Origin of the sequence: Pseudomonas sp. C9, assembly GCF_002000165.1 — a bacterium.
Taxonomy (GTDB): Bacteria; Pseudomonadota; Gammaproteobacteria; order Pseudomonadales; family Pseudomonadaceae; genus Aquipseudomonas.
Genome location: NZ_MPAK01000001.1, coordinates 1,512,321 through 1,537,518 on the forward strand (window position 1 = coordinate 1,512,321; position 25,198 = coordinate 1,537,518).

Consider the following 25,198-nt stretch of genomic DNA (forward strand, 5'->3'; position numbering starts at 1 on the left):
GTTGTTGTGGATTTGCAGCACCAGCGTCGCACTGCTGGTGTCGCCGTCCGAGTCGGTGATGATGTAGGTGAAGTTCTCGGTGCCGTCGCCATTGCCGTGCAGGGCTTTGAAATCCGCATCGCTGGTGTCGAGGGTGTAGGTGTAGGTGCCATTGGCGTTGAGCACCAGGGTGCCGTAAGTCCCGACGAACGTGCCTGGGGTAATCGGTCCGGTATTTTCCCCCGTGATCACGCGGTCGGCGCCCTGTACATCGTTGGTCAGCACATTGCCGTTGAGGGTGAGCAGGGTTTCCGAGGCAGTGTCGGCGTTGCTGTCGTCGACGCCTTGAGGCAGGTCATCGACGATGTTGATGTCGAGGTTGGCGTTGGCAGTGGTGCCGTTGTCGTCCACTACAGTGACAGCGAATTGCTCGGACAGGGTATCGGGGCTGTTGGCGGTTGGATGCGCCAAGTTGTCCACCAGGGTGTAGCTGTAACTCACCACGCCGGTGGCGGCGTCGAACCCGGTGATGGTCAGCGTACTGCCCAACGGCGTGACGATCGATTGCGGGAAGCCGGCGGCGACACCACCGACGACCACATGCAGACCACCGATATCCAGCGTCTGCACACCGTCGAGGGCGGTGATGGTAAAGGTGCCGTTTTGCGTCAGCGCCGGGGTGTCCGGGCTGCTGCCGTCGCTGAGGCTTTTCCACCAGGGTGTAGCTGTAACTCACCACGCCGGTGGCGGCGTCGAACCCGGTGATGGTCAGCGTACTGCCCAACGGCGTGACGATCGATTGCGGGAAGCCGGCGGCGACACCACCGACGACCACATGCAGACCACCGATATCCAGCGTCTGCACACCGTCGAGGGCGGTGATGGTAAAGGTGCCGTTTTGCGTCAGCGCCGGGGTGTCCGGGCTGCTGCCGTCGCTGAGGCTTTTCTCGAAAACGGTCAGCTCGGCGCCTTCGATATTGAGGCCGTCAATCGTGACCGGGTCATCGTTGTTGTGGATTTGCAGCACCAGCGTCGCACTGCTGGTGTCGCCGTCCGAGTCGGTGATGATGTAGGTGAAGTTCTCGGTGCCGTCGCCATTGCCGTGCAGGGCTTTGAAATCCGCATCGCTGGTGTCGAGGGTGTAGGTGTAGGTGCCATTGGCGTTGAGCACCAGGGTGCCGTAAGTCCCGACGAACGTGCCTGGGGTAATCGGTCCGGTATTTTCCCCCGTGATCACGCGNGTTGTTGTGGATTTGCAGCACCAGCGTCGCACTGCTGGTGTCGCCGTCCGAGTCGGTGATGATGTAGGTGAAGTTCTCGGTGCCGTCGCCATTGCCGTGCAGGGCTTTGAAATCCGCATCGCTGGTGTCGAGGGTGTAGGTGTAGGTGCCATTGGCGTTGAGCACCAGGGTGCCGTAAGTCCCGACGAACGTGCCTGGGGTAATCGGTCCGGTATTTTCCCCCGTGATCACGCGATCGGCGCCCTGTACATCGTTGGTCAGCACATTGCCGTTGAGGGTGAGCAGGGTTTCCGAGGCAGTGTCGGCGTTGCTGTCGTCCACGCCTTGGGGCAAGTCATCGACGATGTTGATGTCGAGGTTGGCGTTGGCGGTGGTGCCGTTGTCGTCGACTACGGTGACAGCGAATTGCTCGGACAGGGTATCGGGGCTGTTGGCCGTTGGGTGCGCCAAGTTGTCGACCAAGGTGTAGCTGTAACTGACCACGCCGGTGGTGGCGTCGAACCCGGTGATGGTCAGCGTGCTGCCCAACGGCGTGACGATCGATTGCGGGAAGCCGGCGGCGACACCACCGACGACCACATGCAGACCACCGATATCCAGCGTCTGCACACCGTCGAGGGCGGTGATGGTAAAGGTGCCGTTTTGGGTCAGCGCCGGGGTGTCCGGGCTGCTGCCGTCGCTGAGGCTTTTCTCGAAGATGGTCAGCTCGCCGCCGTCGACATCGAGACCATCGATGGTCACCGGGTCATCGTTGTTGTGGATTTGCAGCACCAGGTTGGCGGTGCTGGTGTCGCCGTCCGCATCCGTCAGCGTGTAGGTGAAGGTTTCCGAGCCGCTGCCACCGCCATGCAACGCTTTAAAATCGGCACCGCTGGTGTCGAGGGTGTAGGTGTACGTGCCGTTTGCGTTGAGCACCAGGGTGCCATAGGTCCCGGTGAAGGTGCCGCCAATTACCGGGCCGCTGTCAGGGCCGGTGGAAATGCGGTCCGCGCCCTGAGTGTCGTTTGGCAGGACGCTGCCGGTCAGGGTCAGCAAGGTTTCCGACGCAGTGTCGGCGTTTCCGTCATCGACCGCCTTGGGTACGTCGTCAGTGATGTTGATGTCCAGCGTGCCAGTGGCAGTGTCGCCGTTGCTATCGCCCGCCACCACAGTGAACTGTTCGCTGAGGTTGTTGGCGCCATCGCCGGCCGAATGGGTGTCGTTGCCGTTGAGGGTGTAGCTGTAACTCACCACGCCCGTGAGCGAGTTGTAACCGGTGATGGTCAGGGTATTGCCCAGTTGAGTGGTGATCGACTGCGGAAAACCAGCGGCCACCCCGCCACTGATCACATTGATGCCGCCGATGCTCAGGCTGTTCAACCCGTCCGGTGCCGACACGCTGAACGTTCCGTTCTGAGTCAGCGCGCCCGGATTGCTCGCAGAACCGTCAGCCAGGTTGGCTTCGCTGACGGTCAGTTCGCCGCCCGTCACCGACAGGCCATTGAGCGTGACCGGGTTGTTGACCGGGATTAGCGGAGCTACCTCGACGGTCGGAGTTAGCGGTGGTGCCACGACGGCCGGGGTGCCGTCGGCGTTCTGGATATCGGCGTTGTGCCGTTCTTCCGGGAATTCGGGAATGCTGCCAAACCCAGCCGTCGGGAAGCCAATGGTCGGGTCAACCCGCCCGCCCACTTCTTCGAGCATGACAAAACTGTGGCCGCCGCCCAAAGCACCGCCGGCCGCCCCGGTCGAACCACCTGGCCCGGCCGCCGTGGCTTCACCGGTCTGGGTCGGGTCAGCGCCGGCCGCGATGGCTTTTTGCAGTTGCTCGACATCGGTCAGTTGCGCTTCGCTCGGCGTCACCGCCTCAGAGGTGCCGACGTGCGGCGACTCATTGGCGAGGAGCTGCGTGGTCATTTGCAGGCTGCTGTCACGCCCGAGGGTCAGTTCCTGGCCATTTTTCAGATGAACGGCCACTGCGCCTTCGGCTCCGGTAACCAGTTGCTCGCCGGCGAACAATCGATCGCCCTCGACCAACGCACGCCGGGTGCCATCGCTCGCAACCGCGAACACCTGACCAATGACTTTACTGACGGTACCGATGAGCGTAGCCATGTGCATTTCCTCCGCTGCCAACAGCTGTCGTCGGCATCCTGTTTGTCAGCGAAGAATGTGCTCATGGTTAAAACCAGGTGGCTGCGCGGCTCGCCTGCAGGGAGGGTTTACCGGAGTAAACCGCCGCCCTGGCGAAGAACTCGCCCAGCGTGTCGATCAACGGCAATGTTTGCGACTGTGGGATAAACCCTATGCAATCAATGGCTTCGGGGCCCACTAGTGTCGCGATTTGCCTGATGAACGATGCGTAACAGTCCTGATCCAGTCGAGTGACAAAAAACCGTCACCCCCTACCGTTACGCCTTCCTCCCCTCCAGCACTTCCCCGCCCTATGTCGATAAGTGGATGGAACTTTTGTTAAAACCCCTGGAAGCTCCCTAAAGCTCATAATTCAAGGGCTTTCGTATTGAACAATGTGCTGGAATTTGCTGACGGCATAAGTTTTTTTTGGCATAAGGATTATGAAAAATATTTCTTAGCTACGCTCTAGAATGTTCTTAGCTCTGTTGTTACAAGGGTGAAACGGTTTTACCTATAAATGCCGTCAAATAATTGGCGACTAATAAGCACCATCAGGAATTCAGGGAGATGCACCCATGCGCGTTTTAACCCCCCTTTGCAGCGCGGTTCTGCTGGCCATGGCCTGCACTTCCAACGCTCAAGCCATGTCGTTGACCGAGGCGATCCAGAGCACTATCGCGACCCACCCGGAACTGGCCTCGCGAGTGGACGCGCGCCTGTCCGCGGATGAGCAGGTGAAAGTTGCCAAAGGGGGCTTTTATCCATCAGTTGATCTGAACGCCGCCTACGGGCGCGGGTACAGCGACAACACCAACACCCGGGCATTCGGCAATCACCACACTGAAACCCTCAATTACACCCAGTCGGAACTGCGCCTGCGGCAAATGCTGTTCGACGGTTTCAACACCTCGAACGAAGTAGCGCGCACCAAAGACGTGGCCAACTCCCGCGCTTATTACGCGCAAGGCACCGCTCAGGACCTGGCGCTGCGCACCATCGAGGTTTACCTTGAAGTCCTCAAGCGCCGTGAACTGGTGACCCTGGCCACGAACAACCTGCAAGCCCACTTGCGCGTCAACGACCAGATTGGCCTTCGCACCCAACGTGGCGTCGGCAGCAACGCTGACTCCGATCAATCCGGCGCCCGTCGCGCACTGGCACAAAACAACCTCGACACCGCCGAAGTCGATCTGGCGGACGCCGAGTCGAACTTCTACGCCGTTGTAGGGCGCATCCCCGATGAGCTCGAAACACCGCCATCGATCCGCGGCGAAGTACCCACCGCCCTGCCGGAAGCCCAGCAGAGCATGGTGGAGAACAACCCGTACCTGAAATCCGCCCAGGCGGACGTGCAATCGGCCGAGAGCCAGTACGAAGTCGCCAAATCGCCGTTCTACCCACGCTTCGACGCCGAAGCCGCGGTGGGCGCGAACAACAACGTGCAAGGCGATGAAGGCCATGACAACGAGTGGCGTGTGGGTGTAGTGATGAACTACAACCTGTTCCGAGGCGGCAGCGACAAGGCGCGCCTGGCTTCCGATGCGCACCAGATCAACCAGGCAATGGACATCCGCAACAACGCCCTGCGCCAGCTCAACGAGAACATTCACCTGGCCTGGAACGCCATGGTCAATGCGAAGAAACAAACCCCGACCGCCCGCGAATACGCCGAAACCAGTAAACGCGTGCGCATTGCGTATCAGGATCAGTTCGGCCTCGGTCAACGGACACTGCTCGACTTGCTCGACAGTGAAAACGAGCTCTACAACGCCAACCGCCGCTACACCGAAGTGCGCTATACCGAGGAGTTCTCGATGTACCGCGTACTGGCTAACATGGGCCAGCTACTGAGCAAGCAACGGGTGGTATTGCCCGCCGATGCGATCGCCTCCACCGAAGTGAAGAACGAAGCCCGTTTGCCTGAATTGAAGTAGCTCACTGGAGCGATCAATGTGACCAGCATGGAATCCGGCAACACCGGTGTCGATCCGCGCCTGAGCTTCGATGACCCGCTTCTGGACGGTCTGTTGATCCTCTGCAAACTCCACGGCGCGACCGTCAGTCGCGCCAGCCTGAGTGCGGGGCTACCGCTGGACAAACAACGCTTGAGCCTGGACCTGCTGCCCCGCGCAGCGGCCCGGGCCAGTCTGCAGGCGCGTTTGTTGCGCCGCGAGCTGGGGGACATTTCTGCCCTCAACCTGCCCGTGATGTTGATCCTCAATAATGGCCGCACGGCCATCCTGCGCCGCTTCGGCGATGACGGTCAGGTGTTGATCCTGCCCAGCGAAGCCGACGGCGGCGAACAATGGGTCAGTCGTGAAGAACTGGCCGAAAATTACAGTGGCCAGGCCTTGTTTGCCCGGCCACGCCATGAACTCGAAGACTTGCGCTCGCCCTTGGTGCCGCGAGTGCATGCCTGGTTTCGCGACACGTTGAAACTGTCGAAATGGCTGTACAGCGATGCGATTCTGGCGAGTTTTTTGATCAACCTGCTCGGGTTGATGGTGCCGCTGTTCGTGATGCAGACCTACGATCGGGTGGTGCCGAACCAAGCCACTTCGACCTTGTGGGTGCTGTCGATCGGTTTGCTGATCGGCACCGGTTTCGAACTGGTGCTGCGCGTCGTGCGTGCGCATTTGCTGGACACCGCCGGGAAGAAAACCGACGTAATCCTTTCGGCGACCTTGTTCGAACGCATCACTGGCATGTCGATGAAGGCACGCCCGGCGACCATCGGTGGCTTCGCCCAGAGCATTCATGACTTCCAGGGCCTGCGCGAGTTTCTCACGGCGGTCACCCTGACCAGCCTGATCGACCTGCCCTTCGCTGTATTGATGCTGGTGGTGATCGGCTTGCTCGGCGGCTGGCTGGTGGTGATTCCGTTGCTGGCGTTTCCGATCACGATCCTCTTCGCGATGGTGATCCAGGTGCGCCTGCGCGATACCGTGCAAAAAAGCCTGAGCCTGGGCGCCGAACGCCAAGCCTTGCTGATCGAAACGCTCGGCGGCCTGGAAACCCTGAAAGCCTGTAGCGCCGAAAGCGAGCGCCAGCACAAATGGGAAAGCACCCACGGCGCCCTCACCCGCCTCGACAGCCATGCGCGCAACCTTTCGGCGCTGGCCACCAACGGCACCTTGTTCATCCAGCAGTTCTCCGGCATGGCGACCATCGTCGCCGGGGTCTACAGCATCATCGCCGGCAACCTCAGCGTCGGTGCGCTGGTGGCGACCTACATGCTCGGTAGCCGTGTGCTCGCGCCGCTTGGGCAGATTGCCGGTTTGATCACCCGTTACCAGCAAGCGCAACTGACCATGAAAAGCACTGACGCGCTGATGGGTCTGCCGCAGGAGCGTGACGCCAAACAGCGGCCGCTGGAACGCACGCAACTGCAAGGTGCCCTTGAGGTCAGCGGCGTGACCTTCCACTACAACGGCCAGAACGCTCCGGCACTGGCCAACGTCAGCTTTAGCATGAAACCGGGTGAACGCATCGGCATCATCGGCCGTAGCGGTTCGGGCAAAAGCACCCTGGCCCGGCTGGTGATGGGTTTCTATGAGCCGGAAGAAGGCCAGTTGTTGCTCGACGGTCTCGACTTGCGGCAACTGGATGTCGCCGACCTGCGCCAGCAAATTGGTTACGTCGCCCACGACCTGCCGCTGCTGGCGGGCAGCCTGCGCGACAACCTGACCCTGGGCGCCCGCTACATCAGCGATTCACGGATGCTCGAAGTCGCCGAACTGACAGGCGTCACCGAACTGGCTCGCCAGCATCCTCAAGGCTTCGACCGGCCGGTGGGTGAACGCGGGCAGTTGCTGTCCGGCGGTCAACGCCAGGCAGTGTTGCTGGCCCGGGCCTTGTTGCTCGATCCGCCGATCATGTTGCTCGACGAACCGACCAGCGCCATGGACAACAGCAGCGAAGACATTCTGCGGCAAAAACTCCACGGCTGGGTCCAGGGTAAAACGTTGCTGCTGGTCACTCACCGCACCTCGATGCTCAGCCTGGTGGACCGGCTGGTGGTGCTGGATAACGGGCGGATCGTCGCCGATGGTCCGAAGGAAGCAGTCATCGATGCACTGCGCAAGGGCCGTGTCGGCTCTGCGGCTGTCTAGGAGCTCCCCATGGCCCGTTCCTCATCCGACACCTCGCTCCCTGATTCGAAGCCGCGAGGCTACTTCGGCAGCTTCGGCAAAACCGCCGAAAGCGAATTCATGCCGGAAACCGCCGGCGCCTCGTTGCAGGATTCCCCCCGCTGGTCACGGGTCACCGTGTGGCTGGCCGCCGGGCTGATTATCAGCGCACTGGTCTGGGCCAAGTTCGCGGTGCTGCAAGAAGTCACCATGGGCGAAGGCAAGGCGATTCCATCAAGCAAAGTCCAGGTGATCCAGAACCTGGAGGGCGGCATCGTCACCGAGATCTTCGTTCACGAAGGGCAAATGGTGAACAAGGGCGACACCTTGCTGCGCCTGGATGACACACGGTTTCTGTCGAACAAGGGCGAGAGCGAAGCGGATCGCTATGCGCTGACCGCGCAGGTTGAACGTCTGTCGGCGGAAGCCGAGGGCAGGCCCTTCAAGCTGTCAGAAGAAGTGATCGCCAAGGCGCCGCAAGTCGCTGAAGACGAGCGCTCGCTGTACGAGCAGCGGCAACGTCGGCTCGCCAGCGAACAGCGCACCCTGAGCGAACAACTTCGGCAAAAAACCCAGGAACTGGCGGAGTTCCGTTCCAAACAGGGGCAATTCAGTTCCAGCCTGGCATTACTGCAACAAGAGATGAACATGTCCACGCCACTGGTGGGCACCGGCGCGGTTTCACCGGTGGAAATCCTGCGCCTCAAACGCAGCGCGGTGGAGATTCGCGGCTCATTGAATGCAACGACGCTGGCGATCCCTCGAGCCGAAGCGGCGATCAATGAGATCAAGAGCAAGATCGACGAGTCGGAACAATCCTTCCGTTCGGAAGCAGCTAAAGAACTGAATGAGAAACGCACCGACCTGTCGAAAATCACGGCATCGAGTATCGCCATTGATGACCGTGTGACACGCACGACCGTGGTGTCGCCGGTTCACGGCATCATCAAAGTGCTGAAGGTCAACACCATCGGCGGCGTGGTCCAGCCCGGCAGCGACATGGTGGAAATCGTGCCACTGGAAGACAACTTGCTGATCGAGGCCAAGGTGCGACCGCAGGACGTGGCGTTCCTGCATCCGGGCCAGAAAGCAATGGTGAAGTTCAGTGCGTACGACTACACGATTTATGGTGGGTTGAGTGCGAAGCTGGAACTGATCGGGGCCGATACCATCACGGATGACAAGGGCAACAGCTTCTATCTGATTCAGGTGCGCACTGACAAAAACCATTTAGGCGGGGATGTGAAACCGCTGCTGATCATTCCCGGCATGGTCGCCACGGTGGACATTATTACGGGTGAGAAAAGTGTTTTGGATTACCTGCTGAAACCGGTGCTTAAAGCCCGGACGGAGGCGATGCGGGAAAGGTAGTCATTCTGAACCGGCCTCTTCGCGGGCAAGCCCGCTCCCACAGGTTCAGTGGCGTTCGCAGAGTTTGTGTACACAACGGACACTGTGGGAGCGGGCTTGCCCGCGAAGAGGCCCGCACATACACCGATCACCTGTCGGCATGATTACGCTGGTAGGTCTCCTCCCCCATCGCCGCAATCTGCCCCTCGATCAACGCTTCAAACGGTTTCAACAACGGCTCGAACGAGCTCGGCGCTTCCAGGGTTTGCAACGCCTGCACAATCGCTTCCACCGTCGACAACGCGCCCGGCCCCGGTGCCTTGCGCAGCCGATAGCGCGACACTGCGCCGTCCGCCAGCGTCACCCTCGGCAACGCCGCCAGCAGCGGATTGAGGTGCAGCAGCTTGCGCGCCTTACGCCAGGTGCCGTCCGGAACCACCAGCAATAGCGGCTCGTCAGTCGCCGTATAGGTTTGCATCGGCTGAGCGCCCTCGCCGGGAAACAACAAGCGCGCCTGATATCCCGGCTGATTCAGCAATGTCGGCAAATCCTCGAAGACCTCGCCCACCATCAGCTCGGCATTCTTCAGCCCCAACGCCGCCAGCCGCGCAGTGTTCAGCGCATGATTCACTTCGCTTGGATGTTGCAACAGCAATACCCGGGTTCGGCTGTCGAGGCTCGGGATCAGCGGACACAAGCAATGGGTTTGTGGGCGCAGGCAACGGGGACACTGGATTCTGGACATCGATCAAGCCTGATTCAGTTGTGCTTTGAGCAGATCGCGAAAGGTCTGGATCAACGGTTCGCGACTGCGGCCACGGCGCACGATCATCGAAAACGGCGCCTGATAACCGAACGTTGCCGGCAGTAATACGCGCAGATCACCCTTGTCCGCCCAGGCCTGGGCGTAGTGCTCCGGCAGGTAACCGATGTAGGCACCGGACAGCACCAGAATCAACTGCGCCTCCATACTCTCCACCGTGGCCGCACTGTGTTTGAAACCGTGACGCGCCAGTTCGGCCTGGCTCCAGTAACCCCGGCCGACCATGCGCTGCTGGGTAATCACTTGCTCCGGGATGCGCCGCTCGGTAAATAGCGGATGACGGCTACTGCAATACAACCAGTGTTGCTCGCGATAGAGCGGCATGTAGACCAGGCCGCTCATGCGCGTGGAGAACGCACCGATGGCCAGGTCCAGGCGGTTGTCCTGCACGCCGAGTTGCAATTCGTAAGGGCTCATCACCGACAGGTGTAAATGCACGGCCGGGTGTTCCTGGCTGTAGGCGCCGATGGCTTCGGCGAAGGGCAAGGCCTTGTCGCTGACGGTGGAGTCGATGACGCCCAGGTTCAATGTGCCGCGCAGCTCACCTTTCAAGGCTGCGGCGTATTGCTCGAAACCTTCGAGTTCACCGAGCAGGCGCAGGGTTTCCTGATGAAACAACTCGCCCTTGCTGGTCAGGCTGAAACCACCGCGACCGCGATGACAGAGCACCAGGCCGAGGGCCGCTTCGAGCTGGCTCATGTAGGTGCTGATGGCCGAGGTCGAGAGGTTGAGCTCTTGCTGGGCGTTGGCAAACCCCTGATGGCGAACCACGCTGACGAAAATGCGCAATAGTTTCAGGTCGGGTAAAGCGTTGGCCATGGGGGCTCTCCAGCAAAAACACAGTCAGGCATAGAACCCGTAGCAGCTGACGAGCACCGCGAGGCTGCGTTCGGCGGCGAAGCCGTCGTGAGATCAGATAATGCGGTGTCTCTGGAAAACCTCGCATTCAGGTTTTACGACGGCTACGCCGCCGAACGCAGCCTCGCGGTGCTCGTCAGCGGCTACAGGAACACTGCGAGTCTATCGCCACCGCCGCCATTAGTTTAGAAAAATCTGAACTAAGTATTTGCCCGTAGCGATTCTTCCCGGCCACTACATTTCGCAGAATCGCCCCACAACGGAGCCTGTGTCTGTCCTGACCTGCGCATCCGACATAAATAAAACAACGACGATGAGGCCCTACCCGTGGACAAGATTCTTCACCAACCACTGGGCGGCAATGAAATGCCGCGCTTTGGCGGCATCGCCACCATGATGCGCCTTCCCCATTTGGATACTGCTGCCGGTCTGGACGCTGCCTTCGTTGGCGTGCCACTGGACATCGGCACCTCGCTGCGCCCCGGCACCCGTTTCGGACCTCGCGAAATCCGCGCGGAATCGGTAATGATCCGTCCGTACAACATGGCGACCGGCGCTGCGCCGTTCGATTCGCTGTCGGTGGCCGACATCGGCGACATTGCGATCAACACGTTCAACCTGCTGGACGCAGTACGGATCATCGAAGAGTCCTACCACAAGATCCTCGAACACGATGTGATCCCGCTGACCCTGGGCGGCGACCACACCATCACCCTGCCGATCCTGCGTGCCATTCATAAAAAGCACGGCAAGATCGGCCTGGTGCACATTGATGCTCACGCCGATGTGAACGATCACATGTTCGGCGAGAAAATCGCACACGGCACCACCTTCCGTCGCGCTGTCGAAGAAGGCCTGCTCGATTGCGATCGTGTCGTACAAATTGGCCTGCGCGCTCAGGGTTACACCGCTGACGACTTCAACTGGAGCCGTAACCAGGGCTTCCGTGTGGTTCAGGCCGAAGAGTGCTGGCACAAATCCCTGGCCCCATTGATGGCCGAAGTTCGCGAGAAAGTCGGTGGCGGCCCGGTGTACCTGAGTTTCGACATCGATGGCATCGACCCTGCATGGGCACCGGGTACCGGCACCCCGGAAATCGGCGGTCTGACGACCATTCAGGCAATTGAAATCGTTCGCGGCTGCCAAGGCCTCGACCTGGTCGGTTGCGATCTGGTAGAAGTCTCGCCCGCTTATGACACCACCGGCAACACCTCGCTGCTGGCCGCCAACCTGCTGTACGAAATGCTCTGCGTACTGCCAGGCGTGGTCCACCGCTGAGGAATGGTCGTGAACGAACGTGATCAGGTTCTGAAAGCCGCCGCCGATCTGGTGTCGGCGTTTGCCCGTAACGATCGCGAAGCCTACTTCGGTGCGTTCAGCACCGATGCCAGCTTCGTGTTCTACACCCTCGAGCTGCCTCTGCTGTCACGCGATGCCTATCAGGCGTTGTGGGACACCTGGCGCTCGGAGGATGGCTTTGAGGTGCTTTCGTGCACCTCGAGCAACGCCTTCGTCAGCCTGCAGGGTGATGTGGCGATTTTCATTCATGACGTCGCCACCGAGCTGCGCATGCAAGGGGAGCAGCACTTTAGCCAGGAGCGCGAGACGATTGTTTTCAAAAAACAAACGTCTGGCCAAGAACAACAAGGCCTATGGCTGGCCTGCCACGAACATTTATCCGCAATGCCGGAAGGGCTGCCAACCCCTTAGCCAAACAGGCGACGCTCACACACGATGAGCGCGCCTTTATGATCGGAGCAGATCATGAATAACAACAACAACGACCAAAGCCTTACGCAAATTGAAACCCACGGGGTCGAACAGATCCCGGACAACGAACGCACCGCAGGCCCGACGGACTTGTTCCGGATGATCTTCGGCGGTTCCAACACCTTTGCCACCGCCGTGCTCGGCAGTTTCCCGGTTTTGTTCGGCCTGTCGTTTCAGGCGGGCGTCTGGGCGATTGTGCTGGGCGTATTGCTGGGTTCGCTGATCCTCGCGCCTATGGGCCTGTTCGGCCCGATCAATGGCACCAACAACGCCGTGTCTTCCGGTGCGCACTTTGGCGTGCACGGACGGATCGTCGGTTCGTTCCTGTCGTTGCTGACCGCCATCGCCTTTTTCTCGCTGTCGGTGTGGAGTTCCGGTGATGCGTTGATCGGTGGTGCCAAACGCCTGATCGGCCTGCCGGAAACCGACCTGACCCTGGGCCTGGCCTACGGTCTGTTCGCGATTCTGGTGCTGACCGTTTGCATCTATGGCTTCCGCTTCCTGCTGTGGGTCAACAAGATCGCCGTGTGGAGCGCCAGCCTGCTGTTCCTGCTGGGCGTCTTCGCCTTCGCCGGTCCTTTTGATGTGAACTACGCCGGCACCGTCGGCATGGGTCAACCCGGTTTCTGGGCGGCGTTCATCGGCGCGGCGCTGGTGGCCATGAGCAACCCGATTTCCTTCGGCGCGTTCCTCGGCGACTGGTCGCGCTACATTCCGCGTGAAACCTCCAAGCGCCGGATCATGGCAGCGGTGGTGATCTCGCAGATCGCAACCTTCATTCCGTTCCTGTTCGGCCTGGCCACCGCGACCATCGTGGCAATCAAGGCGCCGGACTACATCGCGGCCAACAACTACGTCGGCGGCCTGCTGGCGGTATCGCCGAGCTGGTTCTTCCTGCCGGTGTGCCTGATCGCAGTGATCGGCGGCATGTCCACCGGCACCACGTCGCTGTATGGCACCGGGCTGGATATGTCCAGCGTGTTCCCTCGCGTGCTGTCGCGGGTTAAAGCGACGCTGCTGATCGGTGTGTTGTCGATTGCCTTCATCTTTATCGGTCGCTTCGCCGCGAACCTGGTGCAGAGCGTGTCGACCTTCGCCGTGCTGATCATCACCTGCACCACCCCGTGGATGGTGATCATGATCATCGGCCTGTTGGTCCGTCGCGGCTTCTATTGCCCGGATGACCTGCAAGTGTTCACCCGTGGCGAGAAAGGTGGCCGTTACTGGTTCACCCACGGCTGGAACTGGCGTGGCCTGGGTGCCTGGATCCCGAGCGCGGCCGTCGGCCTGTGCTTCGTGAACCTGCCTGGGCAGTTTGTCGGACCACTGGGCGAAATGGCCGGCGGTATCGACATCAGCCTGCCGGTCACCCTTGGCCTGGCCTCGCTGGTGTACCTGGCACTGCTGAGCCTGTTCCCGGAAACGGCAGCGGTGTTTGGCCCGAACGATTCCCGCAGCAAGGGCACACATTCGCTCGCTAAACCAGCGATGCGACAAGCTGCCTGATTCAACGCATTACCTGTGATCAATGCAGTACCTGTGGGAGCGAGGCTTGCCCGCGATGAACGATGACGCGGTCTGCCTGACGGACCGCGGCGCCCCCATCGCGGGCAAGCCACGCTCCCACAAGGGATTGATGTTCCCACAGGGATTGATTTCTGCTTCACCATAAAAAAGACAATTGGAGACACGCAACAATGGCTTTGGATTTATTCGTCGTACTCATCTACGCCGCCGCGATGCTGATACTCGGCTATTACGGCATGCGCAAGGCCAAGACCAACGAAGACTTTTTGGTCGCCGGTCGTAACCTCGGCCCGAGCCTGTACATGGGCACCATGGCTGCCACCGTTCTGGGCGGCGCCTCCACTGTCGGCACCGTACGTTTGGGTTATGTGCATGGCATTTCCGGTTTCTGGCTGTGCGCAGCCCTCGGTTGCGGGATCGTGGCGCTGAACCTGTTCCTCGCCAAACCGCTGCTGAAACTGAAGATCTACACCGTTACCCAGGTGCTGGAAAAACGCTACAACCCGATGGCCCGCTCCGCGAGCGCGGTGATCATGCTGGCGTATGCGCTGATGATCGGCGTGGTCTCGATCCTGGCAATCGGCACCGTGCTGCAAGTGCTGTTCGACCTGCCGTTCTGGCTATCGGTATTGGTCGGCGGTGGCGTGGTGGTGATTTATTCGGCGATCGGCGGCATGTGGTCCCTGACCCTGACCGACATCGTCCAGTTCGTCATCAAGACCGTGGGCCTGATGTTCATCCTGTTGCCAATCTGCCTTTACCGCGTCGGTGGTTGGGATGAGTTGGTGTTGAAGCTGCCGGCGTCGAACTTCAGCTTCACGACCATCGGCTGGGACACCATCATCACCTACTTCATGATCTACTTCTTCGGGATCCTGATCGGTCAGGACATCTGGCAACGGGTGTTCACCGTCAAGACCGCTAAAGTGGCTCAGGTTGCCGGTACCGCTGCCGGTATCTACTGCATCCTCTACGGCCTGGCCTGCGCGCTGATCGGCATGGCTGCACATGTACTGATCCCGGACCTGGACAACGTCAACAACGCCTTCGCCGCCATCGTCAAACTGTCCCTGCCGGACGGTATCCGTGGCCTGGTGATTGCGGCTGCCCTGGCGGCCATGATGTCCACCGCCAGCGCCGGCCTGCTCGCCGCCGCCACTACCCTGACCGAAGACCTGCTGCCGAAACTGCGCGGCGGTAAACAGTCGACTCTGGGCATCAACCGCCTGTTCACCCTGTTGACCGGTATCGTGGTGCTTGGCATCGCACTGGTGGTCAACGACGTGATCAGCGCCCTGACCCTGGCCTACAACCTGCTGGTGGGCGGCATGCTGATCCCGCTGATGGGTGCGATTTTCTGGAAGCGCGCGACCACCGCCGGCGCTATCGCCAGCATGGGCATGGGCTTCGCCACCGCGCTGGTGTTCATGTTCAAAGACGGCCTGGACGCCAACACCCCGATCTACTACAGCCTCGGTGTAGGCCTGGTGAGTTTCGTGCTGGTCAGCTTGATGTCCCGCCGCCCAGCCTTGGTGGCGAACGCCGCCTAAGCTGAACATAACGACTTGATGCTTTCTTCGACGGGTGTGGCGTCGGTTGCCACACCCGTTTTTTTTCGTCTGGAGAAAACTGCTTATGAAGATCGTCAGCCGCGATCAGTGGTTCGAGGTGAAACAGCTCAGCGATGGCATCCGCCTGATTCACGAGCCTTACATCCGCCCTTTCTACCGCTGCAACCTCTGGCACATTCAGGGGCGTGACAAGGATCTGCTGCTGGACAGCGGCTCCGGACTGGTCAGCCTGCGCGAGCAACTGCCGTGGATCACCGAGCGGCCGTTGGTGGCGGTGGCCAGTCATTGCCATTTCGACCACATCGCCGGGCATCACGAATTCCCAGAACGGCTGGTGCATCCGGCTGAAGCGGACATCCTCGCCGCGCCCGACGGCGACAACGATCTGAGCAAAGCCTTTGTCGGCGATGACATGTTCGAAGCCCACCCCGATTGCCCGTTGTGCTACGCCGAATACCGGGTCAAAGCCGCGCCGGCCACGGGCATGATTGAAGAAGGCGATGTGCTGGACCTGGGGGATCGCGTGCTGCAAGTGCTGCACACACCGGGGCATTCACCGGGCGGCATCAGCCTCTACGAAGCGGCGACCGAGACGCTGTTCAGCGGCGACATCATTTACGACGGGCCGCTGATCGAAGACGCCTACCACTCCAACCTCGACGACTATGCCCGCAGCCTGCAACGCTTGCGCGCGTTGCCGATCCGTACCGTGCATGGCGGGCATTTCGGCAGTTTTTCCGGGGAACATTTGCGCACGATGATTGACGAGTGGCAGCGCTTGCACGGCTGAAGCCTGCTGTACTCATGCGCAGGGAAAACAACAATAACGCCCTTGAAGAATTTCCATGAAAAGAGCCGCCGTGCGTGCCGCCGTTCACCAATTCATCAGCCGGTTACTGGAAGGTCGGCAAGACTTCGACGACAACGCCAGTCTGGCGCAATTGGGTCTGGATAAAGCGGATATCGAAGATCTGATCTTCCATCTGGAAGATGAGCTGGGGTTGACGGCGTTTACCGCCGAGGAAGACCAGATGCTCAAGACCGCCAGGACGGCGAATGACTTGAGCCGGTTTTTGATTGAGATCGGGCGGCATTGAGTGTGCCCGGTCTCAGGAACGCATCTGAACCCTGTAGCAGCTGCCGAGCACCGCGAGGCTGCGTTCGGCGCAAGCCACATTCAGACGAAGCCGTCGGTGGGTTCAGATCCTGCGTGCAGGGATTGCGACTGCTGCGCAGCCGAACGCAGCCTCGCAGGCTCGTCAGCTGCTACACCGGCCGCATCGCCATTACCGGCGGCGTGGCTGGCGTCGGCGCTGTTCGTCGTCCGTACGGATGGGCACAGGTTGCAGAGGCGGTTCGATCAAACCGAGTGCGACACCCAGGTCATGCAGCCAGTTTTGGATTTTCTCTTTCATGGTGCCCCCTTCAGGGTAGTGCCGAGCGACCGGAATTCTGAGGCCGCTTCGCACTGATAATAGTCCGAAGTCCTACGCAATGCTCATCAAAAGTAGCAATGATCTGTTACTGAATTGAACAGAATACCTGACCGATCGTTCAAGCCAGCGCCTGCGCGAGAACCGGCGCCAACGGATAGACCGTCTGCTGCTGCTCGATCCACGCGTTCAAGTTGGCCCCGACCATCCCCTTGCGCCACATCAGCCACGTCGTCGCACGGGCGAACGGCTCGGCCAGCGGATGCACCGCGACGCTTTCACGGCCCGGCAGGCTGGCGAGCATCGATTCGGACATCAACGCCACGCCCGAGCCGGCAATTACGCAGGCAAGCATGCCCGGATAGGATTCGATCTCCATCGCCCGGCCCATGGCGGCACGGTCATGCGCGAACCAAGCCTCCAGGCGCATCCGGTAGGCACAGCCCTGGCGGAAGGTGAACACCGAGCGCCCTTCCACATCCAGCGCACTGTGCACCGGCGGGTGATCGGCCTCTGTGATCAGCACCAGCCGTTCGTCGCACAAGGGCACACCGTCCAGCCCAGCAAGCTCCAGCGGGCCATCCACCAGCGCTGCATCAAGCCTGCCGGTGAGCAGGCCTTCAAGCAATTCACCGCTCGGCCCGGATTGCACTTGCAGGTTTACCGCCGGGTAAAGGCGGTGGTAACGCGCCAACAATCCCGGCAGATGAATCGCCGCCGTGCTGTACATGGTGCCAAGCACGAAGTCCCCCGCCGGTTGCCCGCCTTGCACTGCCGCCTGGGCTTCGTCGTGCAGGTTGAACAGCTTGGCGGTGTAGTCCAGCAGGACTTTTCCCGCAGGCGACAACTGCAAACGCTGACGCTCACGGACGAACAGTTCTACGCCGAGTTGCTCCTCAAGCTGTTTAAGTCGTGTCGACAGGTTGGACGGCACCCGGCTCATACGTTCGGCGGCACGGGTAATCGAACCCTCCTGTGCCACAGCCTGGAAGATGCGCAGTTGGCTGAATTCCACGACATTCTCCAATACAGAACAAGTTGCTCACTATTATTCATTTTTAAAGAAAGTCAATCAGCCCTAGCCTGACGGTCATTGATCTCCGATTGGAACTCAGGCTATGTCCCCTCTGATTCGCTTGTCCGCCAGTTTTATCGCTCTGATGATGGCCATGGGCATCGGGCGCTTTGCCCTCACCCCGCAAATGCCGCACTTACTCAGCGAAGGTCAGATCGACTTGACCGCGGCCGGGCTGATCGCCGCTGCCAATTACCTTGGCTACTTCCTCGGCGCGCTGGATGCCATGTTCTCGCGCAGACCGACGCAAGTCCGTCAGCGTCTACTGGGAGGGTTGTGGCTCTGTGTGTTGCTGACCCTGGCGTCGTTCTGGGCCAACGGGTTCTGGTCGCATTTGCTGCTGCGCTTCGGCACCGGCGTGGCCAGCGCCTGGGTGTTGGTCATGATCACCGCGCTGAGCCAGCCATTGGCGGCAGCGGCCGGGCGTCCACGATTGGGCGCCCTGGTATTTGCCGGACCGGGCCTGGGGATTTTCCTCACCGGTTTATTGGCCTTGGGGTCGAACTTGATGCAGCAGACTTCCGCCACGTTATGGCTGGTGTATGCCGGTGTTGCGCTGGTGATGCTGCTGGGGATTCTGCCGTTCCTGCCACAACCTGCGCCCACCGTGAGCACGGTGCAAAACCCGGCCCCTTCTGGCAATCAGGGTATCGCTCGATTGGGCCTGATCTATGGCTTGTACGGTCTGGGCTACATCATCCCCGCCACGTTTCTCTCACAAATGGCCAACGCACAGTTTCATGGGCAATGGCAGGCTGACCTGTTTTGGCCATGCTTCGGCCTGGCGTCGGCGGTCGGCGTGGTGCTGGTGAGCTTGCGTCGACAATCCATGAATGGCACCCGCCACTGGCTGATGATCACCTTGTGGCTGCAAGCTGCCGGGGTCTTCGCTTGCCTGTTGGGCAGCGGTGCGGGGTTGGCGCTGGGCGTGTTGCTGTGCGGCACGCCGTTCCTGGCTTGCATGCAGCTGGTGATGCAACGCTCCCGCGAACTGGCCCCCCATGCCACCCAGCGCAACGCCGGGCTGCTGACCGCGTGCTTCGCCGTCGGTCAACTCGCCGGGCCTTTGCTGGCCGCGCTCAGCAGCCATTTCAGCGGGGGTTTGCAGCCAGCACTGGTATTCGCCGGTGTCGGCTTGGTCATCGCGGGGGGATTGTTACTGCGTCCGGTCAGTGCTGCCCAAGGGCTTTGCGCAACCGACGGCGCACCCACTGCTCAGCGCTGACAAACGTGATGCCGAGCAGCACCAGCACCGCGCCGATGACGAAATTGAGGCTCAGTTCTTCACCCAGCAACACCACACCGAACGTGACACCGAACAGCGGCGTCATGAACGAAAACACCGCCAGGTTCGCCGCCAGATAACGCCGCAACAGCCAGAACCAGGTCAAGTAGCTGAAGAACGACACCACCAATCCCTGGAACAACACACTGGCCACCGCCACGGGGGTCAGGCTGACGTGAGTGACCTGGCCACTCAGGATGGCGATCAGGATCAGGCCAACAAAACCGACGATCAATTGATAGAACAAGGTGAGTGTCACCGGCGCTTCCGAGAGCCGCGAAGCGCGCACCACCACCGTGGTTGCGCCCCACGCTGCGCCGGCCAGTACGCCCAGCGCATCGCCCATCAACATGCGGTGATCAAGGTTGTCCCAGGACACACCACCGGCAAACGCGATGGCGATTCCGACGAAGGCGAGGAATATCCCCAGCCACTGCACAGGCCTTAAACGTTCACTGGGCAACAACCAGTGAACGCCCAGTGCGGTGAAAATCGGTGCGGTGTAAAGGAACACCGACATGTGCGCCGCCGTGGTCAGTTGCAAACCTTCGGAGATGAAGAAGAACTCCAGACCAAACAGCACACCGGCCAGCAAACCACCGCGCCAGGTCGTGCCGACCTGATCCCAGCCGCCCTTCCAGCAGATCAGCAATCCTACGAGCAATGCGGAAATGCCTGACCGCCCCGCCGCCTGCATGACTGGCGCGATGTCGGGTGCCGCCCACTTGATCATCACCTGCTGCACGCCCCAGATCAGGCACAACCCGATCATCACCTGCAGGGCAAACCCGTCGGCGCTACGCCGGCTGGCGCTCACCGTGACACCTCGACAACACAATCCATGGCAGAAACTCGGCAGTAGAATACGAAAGCCCGGCGCTGACCCCCTGTAGCAGCTGTCGAGCCCCAGCGAGGCTGCGTCCGGCTGCGTCCGGCTGCGTAGCAGTCGTAAATCCTGTACACGCGGACTTTCTGAAACACCGCATCGTCTGAAATTACGGCCGCTTCGCAGCCGGACGCAGCCTCGCTGGGGCTCGACAGCTGCTACGGGCTGGACGGGCGGTGCGGGCTCAGCTTAGTTCAATGCGATCCGCGTGAATCACGATCTGGCCATTCTTGTACAACGCACCGATGGCCTTTTTGAAGTTGCCTTTGCTGACGCCAAACATGCTGCTGATCACCGTCGGGTCGCTCTTGTCGCTGACGGGCAGGCTGCCGTTGTTTTCACGCAACTTGGCCAGGATCTTCGAGTTGAGACTGGTCGCAGCTTCTTCACCCACCGGTTGCAGGCTCAGGCTGATCTTGCCGTCGGCACGGACTTCTTTGATAAAGCCCTTCTCTTCTTTGCCGGCACGCATGAACTTGAAGATTTCGTTCTTGTGGATCAGGCCCCAGTGCTTGTTGTTGATGATTGCCTTGAAGCCCATGTCGGTTGCTTCGGCCACCAGCAAATCAACTTCCTGGCCCGGGGTGTAGTTGGCCGGGGTCTTGTCCAGGTAGCGATCCAGACGCGCGGTCGCGGTGATGCGACGGGTGTGCTTGTCGAGGTAGACATGCACCACCACATACTCACCGGCGGTCATCTGACGTTTTTCTTCGGAGTACGGCAGCAGCAGATCCTTCGGCAAACCCCAATCCAGGAAAACGCCGATGCTGTTGACTTCAACGACTTTCAAACTGGCGAATTCACCGACCTGAACTTTCGGCTTTTCGGTAGTTGCGATGAGTTTGTCATCGCTGTCCAGATAAATAAAAACGTTGAGCCAGTCTTCATCTTCGCTTGGAATATCTTTGGGAATATAACGATTAGGCAAAAGGATTTCGCCATCCGCCCCACCGTCCAGATATAAACCGAAGTTAGTGTGTTTAACCACTTGCAAACTGTTGTAACGCCCGACTAAAGCCATTTCAAATACCCTCATTACGTGGGCGGCATTCTACCCGGTTTTGCGGGCGACGTTCGGTGGCCGGCCCGGTGGCGAAAAAAATACTCTGCGAGCTTTGATTTTCCTGGGGGGTTGCCCCGATGGGCGTGCCGCTCGTCAGCCCGACAGGGTAATTTTGCCCTCTCCTTTCCCCCTTCAGGAGCGGCCTCTTTTGATCAGAAGTTCTTAGTTAAAACAGCGAGTTATAGACCTATTGCAGATGACCGTTTGTGATAAACCCAGGCCCTGCGACGTGTATTTCGAGGGGATATTAGCCAAGCAATTGTCAAGTATTTCCTGTACGATGCCTGGCCAAGTTAATTTTCTACAGGTTAATGGCCGCCATGCGTGTAAAAGCATCCAACAGCAAAGCAAAGCCAGCTCCAGCCGTTGAAACCAGCGAATCGATCAACAGCCAGATCGCTGCGTTCCTCAAGTCCGGCGGTGAAATTCAGCAAATTGCCAAAGGCGTCAGCGGCCAGACGTTCGGCCCGTCCAAGCAGATCACTTTGGGCAAGAAGTAACACCCCCGCAGCAACTGGTCCATAGGCGCTTTGAGCTTCGAAGCGCTTGGACTGGAACCCTCCCGCAACACCCCGATACTCCCATCCTTCCAAAAATCGACGAACGGCCCACCATGCCGATCATTCGCCGGTATCCTTGCACACGTCTAGAACAAGCGTTTCGGTAGGTTTTCGATTCCTGCTCCTCGCTGTCAATGGAGTGACGCATGCTCAAACCCTCTTATTTATTACTCAGTCTCCTGTTGTCGAGTTCGCTCGCCAATGCACAAATCTTTCAGCGTGAACTGGGCGATTTCGACCTCAAGCTCGGCACCACGCCCAGCCGCAGCATGGCCCAAGGTTTGGTCAAACCGTCCAGCTCCGGCTCATTCCATGGTGGCCTCGACCTGACGCACGACAGTGGTTTTTACGTCGGCCAATGGGCACCGAGCATGGGGTTGAGCCCGGGCAAGAACCTTGAAGTCGATTCCTACGTCGGGTTTAAACAACCCTTCGATCAAACCCTCGGCTACGAAGTCGGCATGATCCACTACAGCTATCCGAAAGTGGACACCCTCGACAGCCAGGAACTCTTCGGCGGCCTGACCCTGCTCGGCAGTCGCTTTGGGGCGGCCTTCAGCAACGACCCCGACAAACTGAACCAAACGTTGTTTGCCGACCTCAGGGGCAACCAACCGTTCGGCATCGGGATCAGCATGAAATACACCACCCACCAGCTCTACACACCAGTGACGGTCGACGGTGGGTATGTCGGCAGTTTTACCGACTGGTCAGTGCAACTTTCGCGGCCGTTCATGGGCATCGACCTGGACCTGATCTACAGTGACTCTAACCTCAGCGGCAGCCAGTGCTCGGCCTATTCCGGGCACAACAGCCAATGCGACGGGCTGGTCACCCTCAAGGCCGAACACGCGTTTTATTGAGCGGCTGAACGGCCAGGCTCATCCAGCGTTCACATGAGAACTACGCATTCGCAAGGATCCGCCCATGTCGTACTGGCCAGTTCGTTTCGCCACGTTGATCATCCTGGTCCTCGCCCTCGGCGCGTGCAGCCGAATGGGCCTGGCCTACCGCAATCTCGACGTGATCATTCCGTGGACGCTCAACGACTACCTGGACATGAACAGCGAGCAAAAAGGCTGGTTCAACGAGCGCCTCAAGGAACACCTGAGCTGGCACTGCACCACGCAACTGCCGGGCTACCTGGATTGGCTGGACCGCTTGCAGACCATGGTCGAAACCAACCAGGTCACCGACGCAGCCCTGCAAGCCCGCACGCAGGAAGCCAAAGCCGCCATCGCCCAGACCGCCCGGGAAATCACCCCGTCGGCCATCGAGTTGTTGCAGGGGCTGGATGACAAACAAGTCGCGGAAATGAACGATGCCTTTGCCAAGGATCAGCGCAAACGCCAAGAGGAATACCTCAAACCGTCCCTCGATCAGCAGATCAAGCAGCGTGCCGCCCGTATGGAGAAGCGTCTGGATGACTGGCTTGGTCCGCTGAGCCCCACCCAGCAACAACGGGTGCTCACCTGGTCGAAAGCCCTGGGTGATCAGAACACGCAATGGATCGCCAACCGCGCACATTGGCAGACGCAGTTCAGCGCAGCCGTTGCCCAGCGCCATAGTGCGGATTTCCCACAGTTAATCGAGACGCTTCTGGTCAATCGCGAGAGTTTGTGGACGCCGGCCTACCGTCAGGCCTACGCCAATACCGAAGCCCAGGCGCGGGGATTGATCGTGGATCTGATGGCCGAGAGCACACCGACCCAGCGTCAGCGGTTATTGAAAAAGATTGAAGGTGTGAGGAAAGACTTCAACGACCTCAAGTGCCTGAAGGCCGCCAAACAAACTTAACCCCCCCCTGTGGGAGCGAGCTTGCTCGCGATTGCGGTACATCAGTCACATCATAGTTAACTGACACACCGCAATCGCGAGCAAGCTCGCTCCCACAGGGTTATGCGCTGTCTTCAGGCAATCTGCGCTTTAGACGCGACGTGATCAAACGTCACTTCATCCAGCGCATCGTCCTGCTCATCCAGCACCTGCCGAGGATGATCATTGCCCGGAATACTGCTGTCGATCAGGCTTAATAAGCTGGAGCCGCGCGGGGTCAAGATGTAATTCGAACCGGTGCCGCCCTGCTCCTCAGGCCGAGGCTCGATGTAGCCTCGTAGCAGAAGTAACTTTTCGTACCCGCCCGCCACCGCTTTGAGGTGATCCAGGTTTTCCGTCTGTTCGCCCTCCGCCGTTTTTTGTGCCACGTACTGCTCGGCATAGGGCCGCGGCGTGAAACTGCTGGCGCCGTTCTGCACTTCGTGCAGCAAGCGTTCAATCAAATCCCAGTTATAAGTCGTCATCCTGATTCAATCTCCGGACCGCGTGATTCAAAGGGCCTTCTTAAGTTGTGACCGGTGCCGCGCGCAGCCGTTCAGCCGAGGTCTTGAACAGCACCGACCGGCGGTATGTCGAATCGGGCGCAGGTCAAACGACTAGGCTGTGTAAGTCACCTCCCCGCCCCCCGCAGGAGAAAAGCCAATGAACATTCAGAATCATCCCGTCGTGTCCCGCGAAGAATGGCTCGCCGCGCGCAAACAACACCTGACCCACGAAAAAGCCTTCACCAAGGAACGCGACAAACTCAGCGCCGAACGCCGCGCCCTGCCCTGGGTGAAAATCGACAAGGACTACCACTTTCAGGACCCCCACGGCGAACTGAAACTGGCCGACCTGTTTGGCGGCCGCAGTCAATTAGTCATCTACCACTTCATGTTTGCCGAAGGCTGGGACGAAGGTTGTCCCGGCTGCTCGTTCCTGTCTGACCACATCGACGGCGCCAACCAACACTTGGCGCACCATGACATCGCCGTTGTAGCGGTTTCCCACGCGCCGTTCGCCCAATTCCAGGCCTTCAAGCGGCGCATGGGCTGGAAATTCGACTGGGTGTCGTCAGAGGGTTGCGATTTCAACTACGACTTTGGCGTCACCGCCCGAGCCGAAGAGGTGGCGGCTGGCAAAGCCACCTACAATTACGAAAAAACCGACGGTGCCGAAGAAGAACTCCCCGGCTTGAGCGTGTTTTATCGCAATGAAGCCGGCGACATTTTCCACACCTATTCCACCTATGCGCGAGGACTGGACATGTTGGTCGGGGCCTACAACTACCTTGACCTCACGCCCAAAGGCCGCAATGAAGAAGAGATCATGGAATGGGTGCGGCATCACGACAAATACGAAGACAAAGCCGCAGCCAGCTGCTGCCATGGCGGCTAGCCTCTTAGACAGAGTCGCGGCCATCGCAGGCAAGCCAGCTCCCACATTGGATTTGCGTGCACCACCCATCCCCTGTGGGAGCGAGCTTGAACTGGCCTAATAATTTCGGACACCTCTTAAGGGCGATATGATTTCGCCAACTTGGAGGCTCCATGAACGAAAGAAAGGTCTATACGCGCGAGTTCAAGCTTCATGCTGCCAGCATGGTGCTTGATGATAACTGCCCGGTTTCAGATGTTTGTGCATCGCTGGATATCGGGCCCACCGCTTTACGGCGCTGGGTCGATCAGGTTCGTAAGGAACGTGAAGGGCAGCCAGT

The 25,198-nt window shown here is 59.8% G+C and carries 22 protein-coding genes and 1 pseudogene; 15 read left to right on the forward strand and 8 right to left on the reverse strand.

Annotated elements, in window-relative coordinates:
* Positions 1-3,314 (reverse strand): annotated as a pseudogene (locus tag BMS17_RS07160) (retention module-containing protein); the annotation flags it as partial.
* Between the two features lie 596 nt (positions 3,315-3,910).
* Here BMS17_RS07160 and BMS17_RS07165 point away from each other — a divergent pair.
* From BMS17_RS07165 to BMS17_RS07175, 3 genes are read left to right on the forward strand one after another with little or no spacing between them, the layout of a single operon-like run.
* Complete coding sequence (locus BMS17_RS07165) at positions 3,911-5,269, forward strand: TolC family outer membrane protein (RefSeq protein WP_046033365.1); 1,359 nt, start codon at positions 3,911-3,913, stop codon at positions 5,267-5,269.
* An 18-nt stretch (positions 5,270-5,287) separates the two neighbouring features.
* Positions 5,288-7,447 (forward strand): type I secretion system permease/ATPase, encoded by a 2,160-nt coding sequence (locus tag BMS17_RS07170; RefSeq protein WP_046033364.1) that lies wholly within the window; start codon positions 5,288-5,290, stop codon positions 7,445-7,447.
* 9 nt (positions 7,448-7,456) lie between these two features.
* Entirely contained in the window at positions 7,457-8,836 is a 1,380-nt protein-coding gene (locus tag BMS17_RS07175) for an HlyD family type I secretion periplasmic adaptor subunit (RefSeq protein ID WP_077430682.1), read from the forward strand.
* Positions 8,837-8,963: 127 nt separating this feature from the next.
* On the opposite strand, the gene BMS17_RS07180 is transcribed toward BMS17_RS07175, so the two are convergent.
* Both BMS17_RS07180 and BMS17_RS07185 read right to left on the reverse strand, forming a co-directional pair.
* Positions 8,964-9,560, reverse strand: a complete 597-nt coding sequence (locus BMS17_RS07180; RefSeq protein ID WP_077430683.1) for a tRNA-uridine aminocarboxypropyltransferase — start codon at positions 9,558-9,560, stop codon at positions 8,964-8,966.
* Positions 9,561-9,563: 3 nt separating this feature from the next.
* Positions 9,564-10,457, reverse strand: a complete 894-nt coding sequence (locus tag BMS17_RS07185) for a LysR family transcriptional regulator (protein ID WP_007945995.1) — start codon at positions 10,455-10,457, stop codon at positions 9,564-9,566.
* 366 nt (positions 10,458-10,823) lie between these two features.
* On the opposite strand from BMS17_RS07185, the gene speB reads away from it, so the two are divergent.
* The 6 genes from speB (at position 10,824) to BMS17_RS07215 (ending at position 16,461) form a co-directional block, all read left to right on the forward strand.
* On the forward strand, positions 10,824-11,774 hold the full coding sequence (speB, locus tag BMS17_RS07190; protein ID WP_027925808.1) for an agmatinase: 951 nt from the start codon (positions 10,824-10,826) through the stop codon (positions 11,772-11,774).
* Between the two features lie 9 nt (positions 11,775-11,783).
* The gene (locus tag BMS17_RS07195; protein ID WP_046033370.1) at positions 11,784-12,206 is read left to right on the forward strand and encodes a nuclear transport factor 2 family protein; all 423 of its coding nucleotides are present in this window, start codon (positions 11,784-11,786) and stop codon (positions 12,204-12,206) included.
* A 54-nt stretch (positions 12,207-12,260) separates the two neighbouring features.
* Positions 12,261-13,772 (forward strand): cytosine permease, encoded by a 1,512-nt coding sequence (locus tag BMS17_RS07200; RefSeq protein WP_046033361.1) that lies wholly within the window; start codon positions 12,261-12,263, stop codon positions 13,770-13,772.
* Positions 13,773-13,963: 191 nt separating this feature from the next.
* Positions 13,964-15,343, forward strand: coding sequence for a sodium:solute symporter (locus tag BMS17_RS07205; protein WP_077430684.1), 1,380 nt, complete (start codon positions 13,964-13,966; stop codon positions 15,341-15,343).
* Positions 15,344-15,428: 85 nt separating this feature from the next.
* Positions 15,429-16,154 carry an MBL fold metallo-hydrolase gene (locus BMS17_RS07210; RefSeq protein WP_046033359.1) on the forward strand — a complete coding sequence of 242 codons (726 nt, stop codon included), beginning with the start codon at positions 15,429-15,431 and terminating at the stop codon, positions 16,152-16,154.
* A gap of 55 nt (positions 16,155-16,209) precedes the next feature.
* Positions 16,210-16,461 carry a phosphopantetheine-containing protein gene (locus BMS17_RS07215; RefSeq protein ID WP_046033358.1) on the forward strand — a complete coding sequence of 84 codons (252 nt, stop codon included), beginning with the start codon at positions 16,210-16,212 and terminating at the stop codon, positions 16,459-16,461.
* Between the two features lie 189 nt (positions 16,462-16,650).
* On the opposite strand, the gene BMS17_RS30625 is transcribed toward BMS17_RS07215, so the two are convergent.
* Both BMS17_RS30625 and BMS17_RS07220 read right to left on the reverse strand, forming a co-directional pair.
* Positions 16,651-16,779: a PA1414 family protein gene (locus BMS17_RS30625; RefSeq protein ID WP_003184145.1), complete on the reverse strand. Its 129-nt coding sequence runs from the start codon at positions 16,777-16,779 to the stop codon at positions 16,651-16,653.
* 139 nt (positions 16,780-16,918) lie between these two features.
* Positions 16,919-17,812, reverse strand: coding sequence for a LysR family transcriptional regulator (locus BMS17_RS07220; RefSeq protein ID WP_077430685.1), 894 nt, complete (start codon positions 17,810-17,812; stop codon positions 16,919-16,921).
* A gap of 103 nt (positions 17,813-17,915) precedes the next feature.
* On the opposite strand from BMS17_RS07220, the gene BMS17_RS07225 reads away from it, so the two are divergent.
* A complete protein-coding gene (locus tag BMS17_RS07225) occupies positions 17,916-19,097 on the forward strand; it encodes an MFS transporter (RefSeq protein WP_046033356.1) in 1,182 nt (393 codons plus the stop codon).
* Here the strand turns inward: BMS17_RS07225 and BMS17_RS07230 are convergent.
* A complete protein-coding gene (locus BMS17_RS07230) occupies positions 19,042-19,974 on the reverse strand; it encodes a DMT family transporter (RefSeq protein WP_046033355.1) in 933 nt (310 codons plus the stop codon). The two genes, BMS17_RS07225 and BMS17_RS07230, sit on opposite strands and share 56 nt — an antisense overlap.
* A gap of 253 nt (positions 19,975-20,227) precedes the next feature.
* Entirely contained in the window at positions 20,228-21,064 is an 837-nt protein-coding gene (locus tag BMS17_RS07235; protein ID WP_046033354.1) for a S1 RNA-binding domain-containing protein, read from the reverse strand.
* Positions 21,065-21,417: 353 nt separating this feature from the next.
* Here BMS17_RS07235 and BMS17_RS07240 point away from each other — a divergent pair, with 353 nt between their 5' ends.
* The 3 genes from BMS17_RS07240 (at position 21,418) to BMS17_RS07250 (ending at position 23,463) form a co-directional block, all read left to right on the forward strand.
* Positions 21,418-21,606, forward strand: coding sequence for a hypothetical protein (locus BMS17_RS07240; RefSeq protein ID WP_172668627.1), 189 nt, complete (start codon positions 21,418-21,420; stop codon positions 21,604-21,606).
* 206 nt (positions 21,607-21,812) lie between these two features.
* On the forward strand, positions 21,813-22,529 hold the full coding sequence (locus tag BMS17_RS07245) for a TorF family putative porin (protein ID WP_046033353.1): 717 nt from the start codon (positions 21,813-21,815) through the stop codon (positions 22,527-22,529).
* A gap of 64 nt (positions 22,530-22,593) precedes the next feature.
* A complete protein-coding gene (locus BMS17_RS07250; protein WP_077430686.1) occupies positions 22,594-23,463 on the forward strand; it encodes a DUF6279 family lipoprotein in 870 nt (289 codons plus the stop codon).
* A 113-nt stretch (positions 23,464-23,576) separates the two neighbouring features.
* Here BMS17_RS07250 and BMS17_RS07255 read toward each other — a convergent pair whose 3' ends face one another.
* Positions 23,577-23,966, reverse strand: a complete 390-nt coding sequence (locus BMS17_RS07255) for a transcriptional regulator (protein WP_077430687.1) — start codon at positions 23,964-23,966, stop codon at positions 23,577-23,579.
* A 178-nt stretch (positions 23,967-24,144) separates the two neighbouring features.
* On the opposite strand from BMS17_RS07255, the gene BMS17_RS07260 reads away from it, so the two are divergent.
* On the forward strand, positions 24,145-24,879 hold the full coding sequence (locus tag BMS17_RS07260) for a thioredoxin family protein (protein ID WP_077430688.1): 735 nt from the start codon (positions 24,145-24,147) through the stop codon (positions 24,877-24,879).
* Between the two features lie 152 nt (positions 24,880-25,031).
* Positions 25,032-25,198 (forward strand): transposase (locus BMS17_RS30895; RefSeq protein WP_139348140.1); only part of this gene is annotated, 167 nt, incomplete at its 3' end.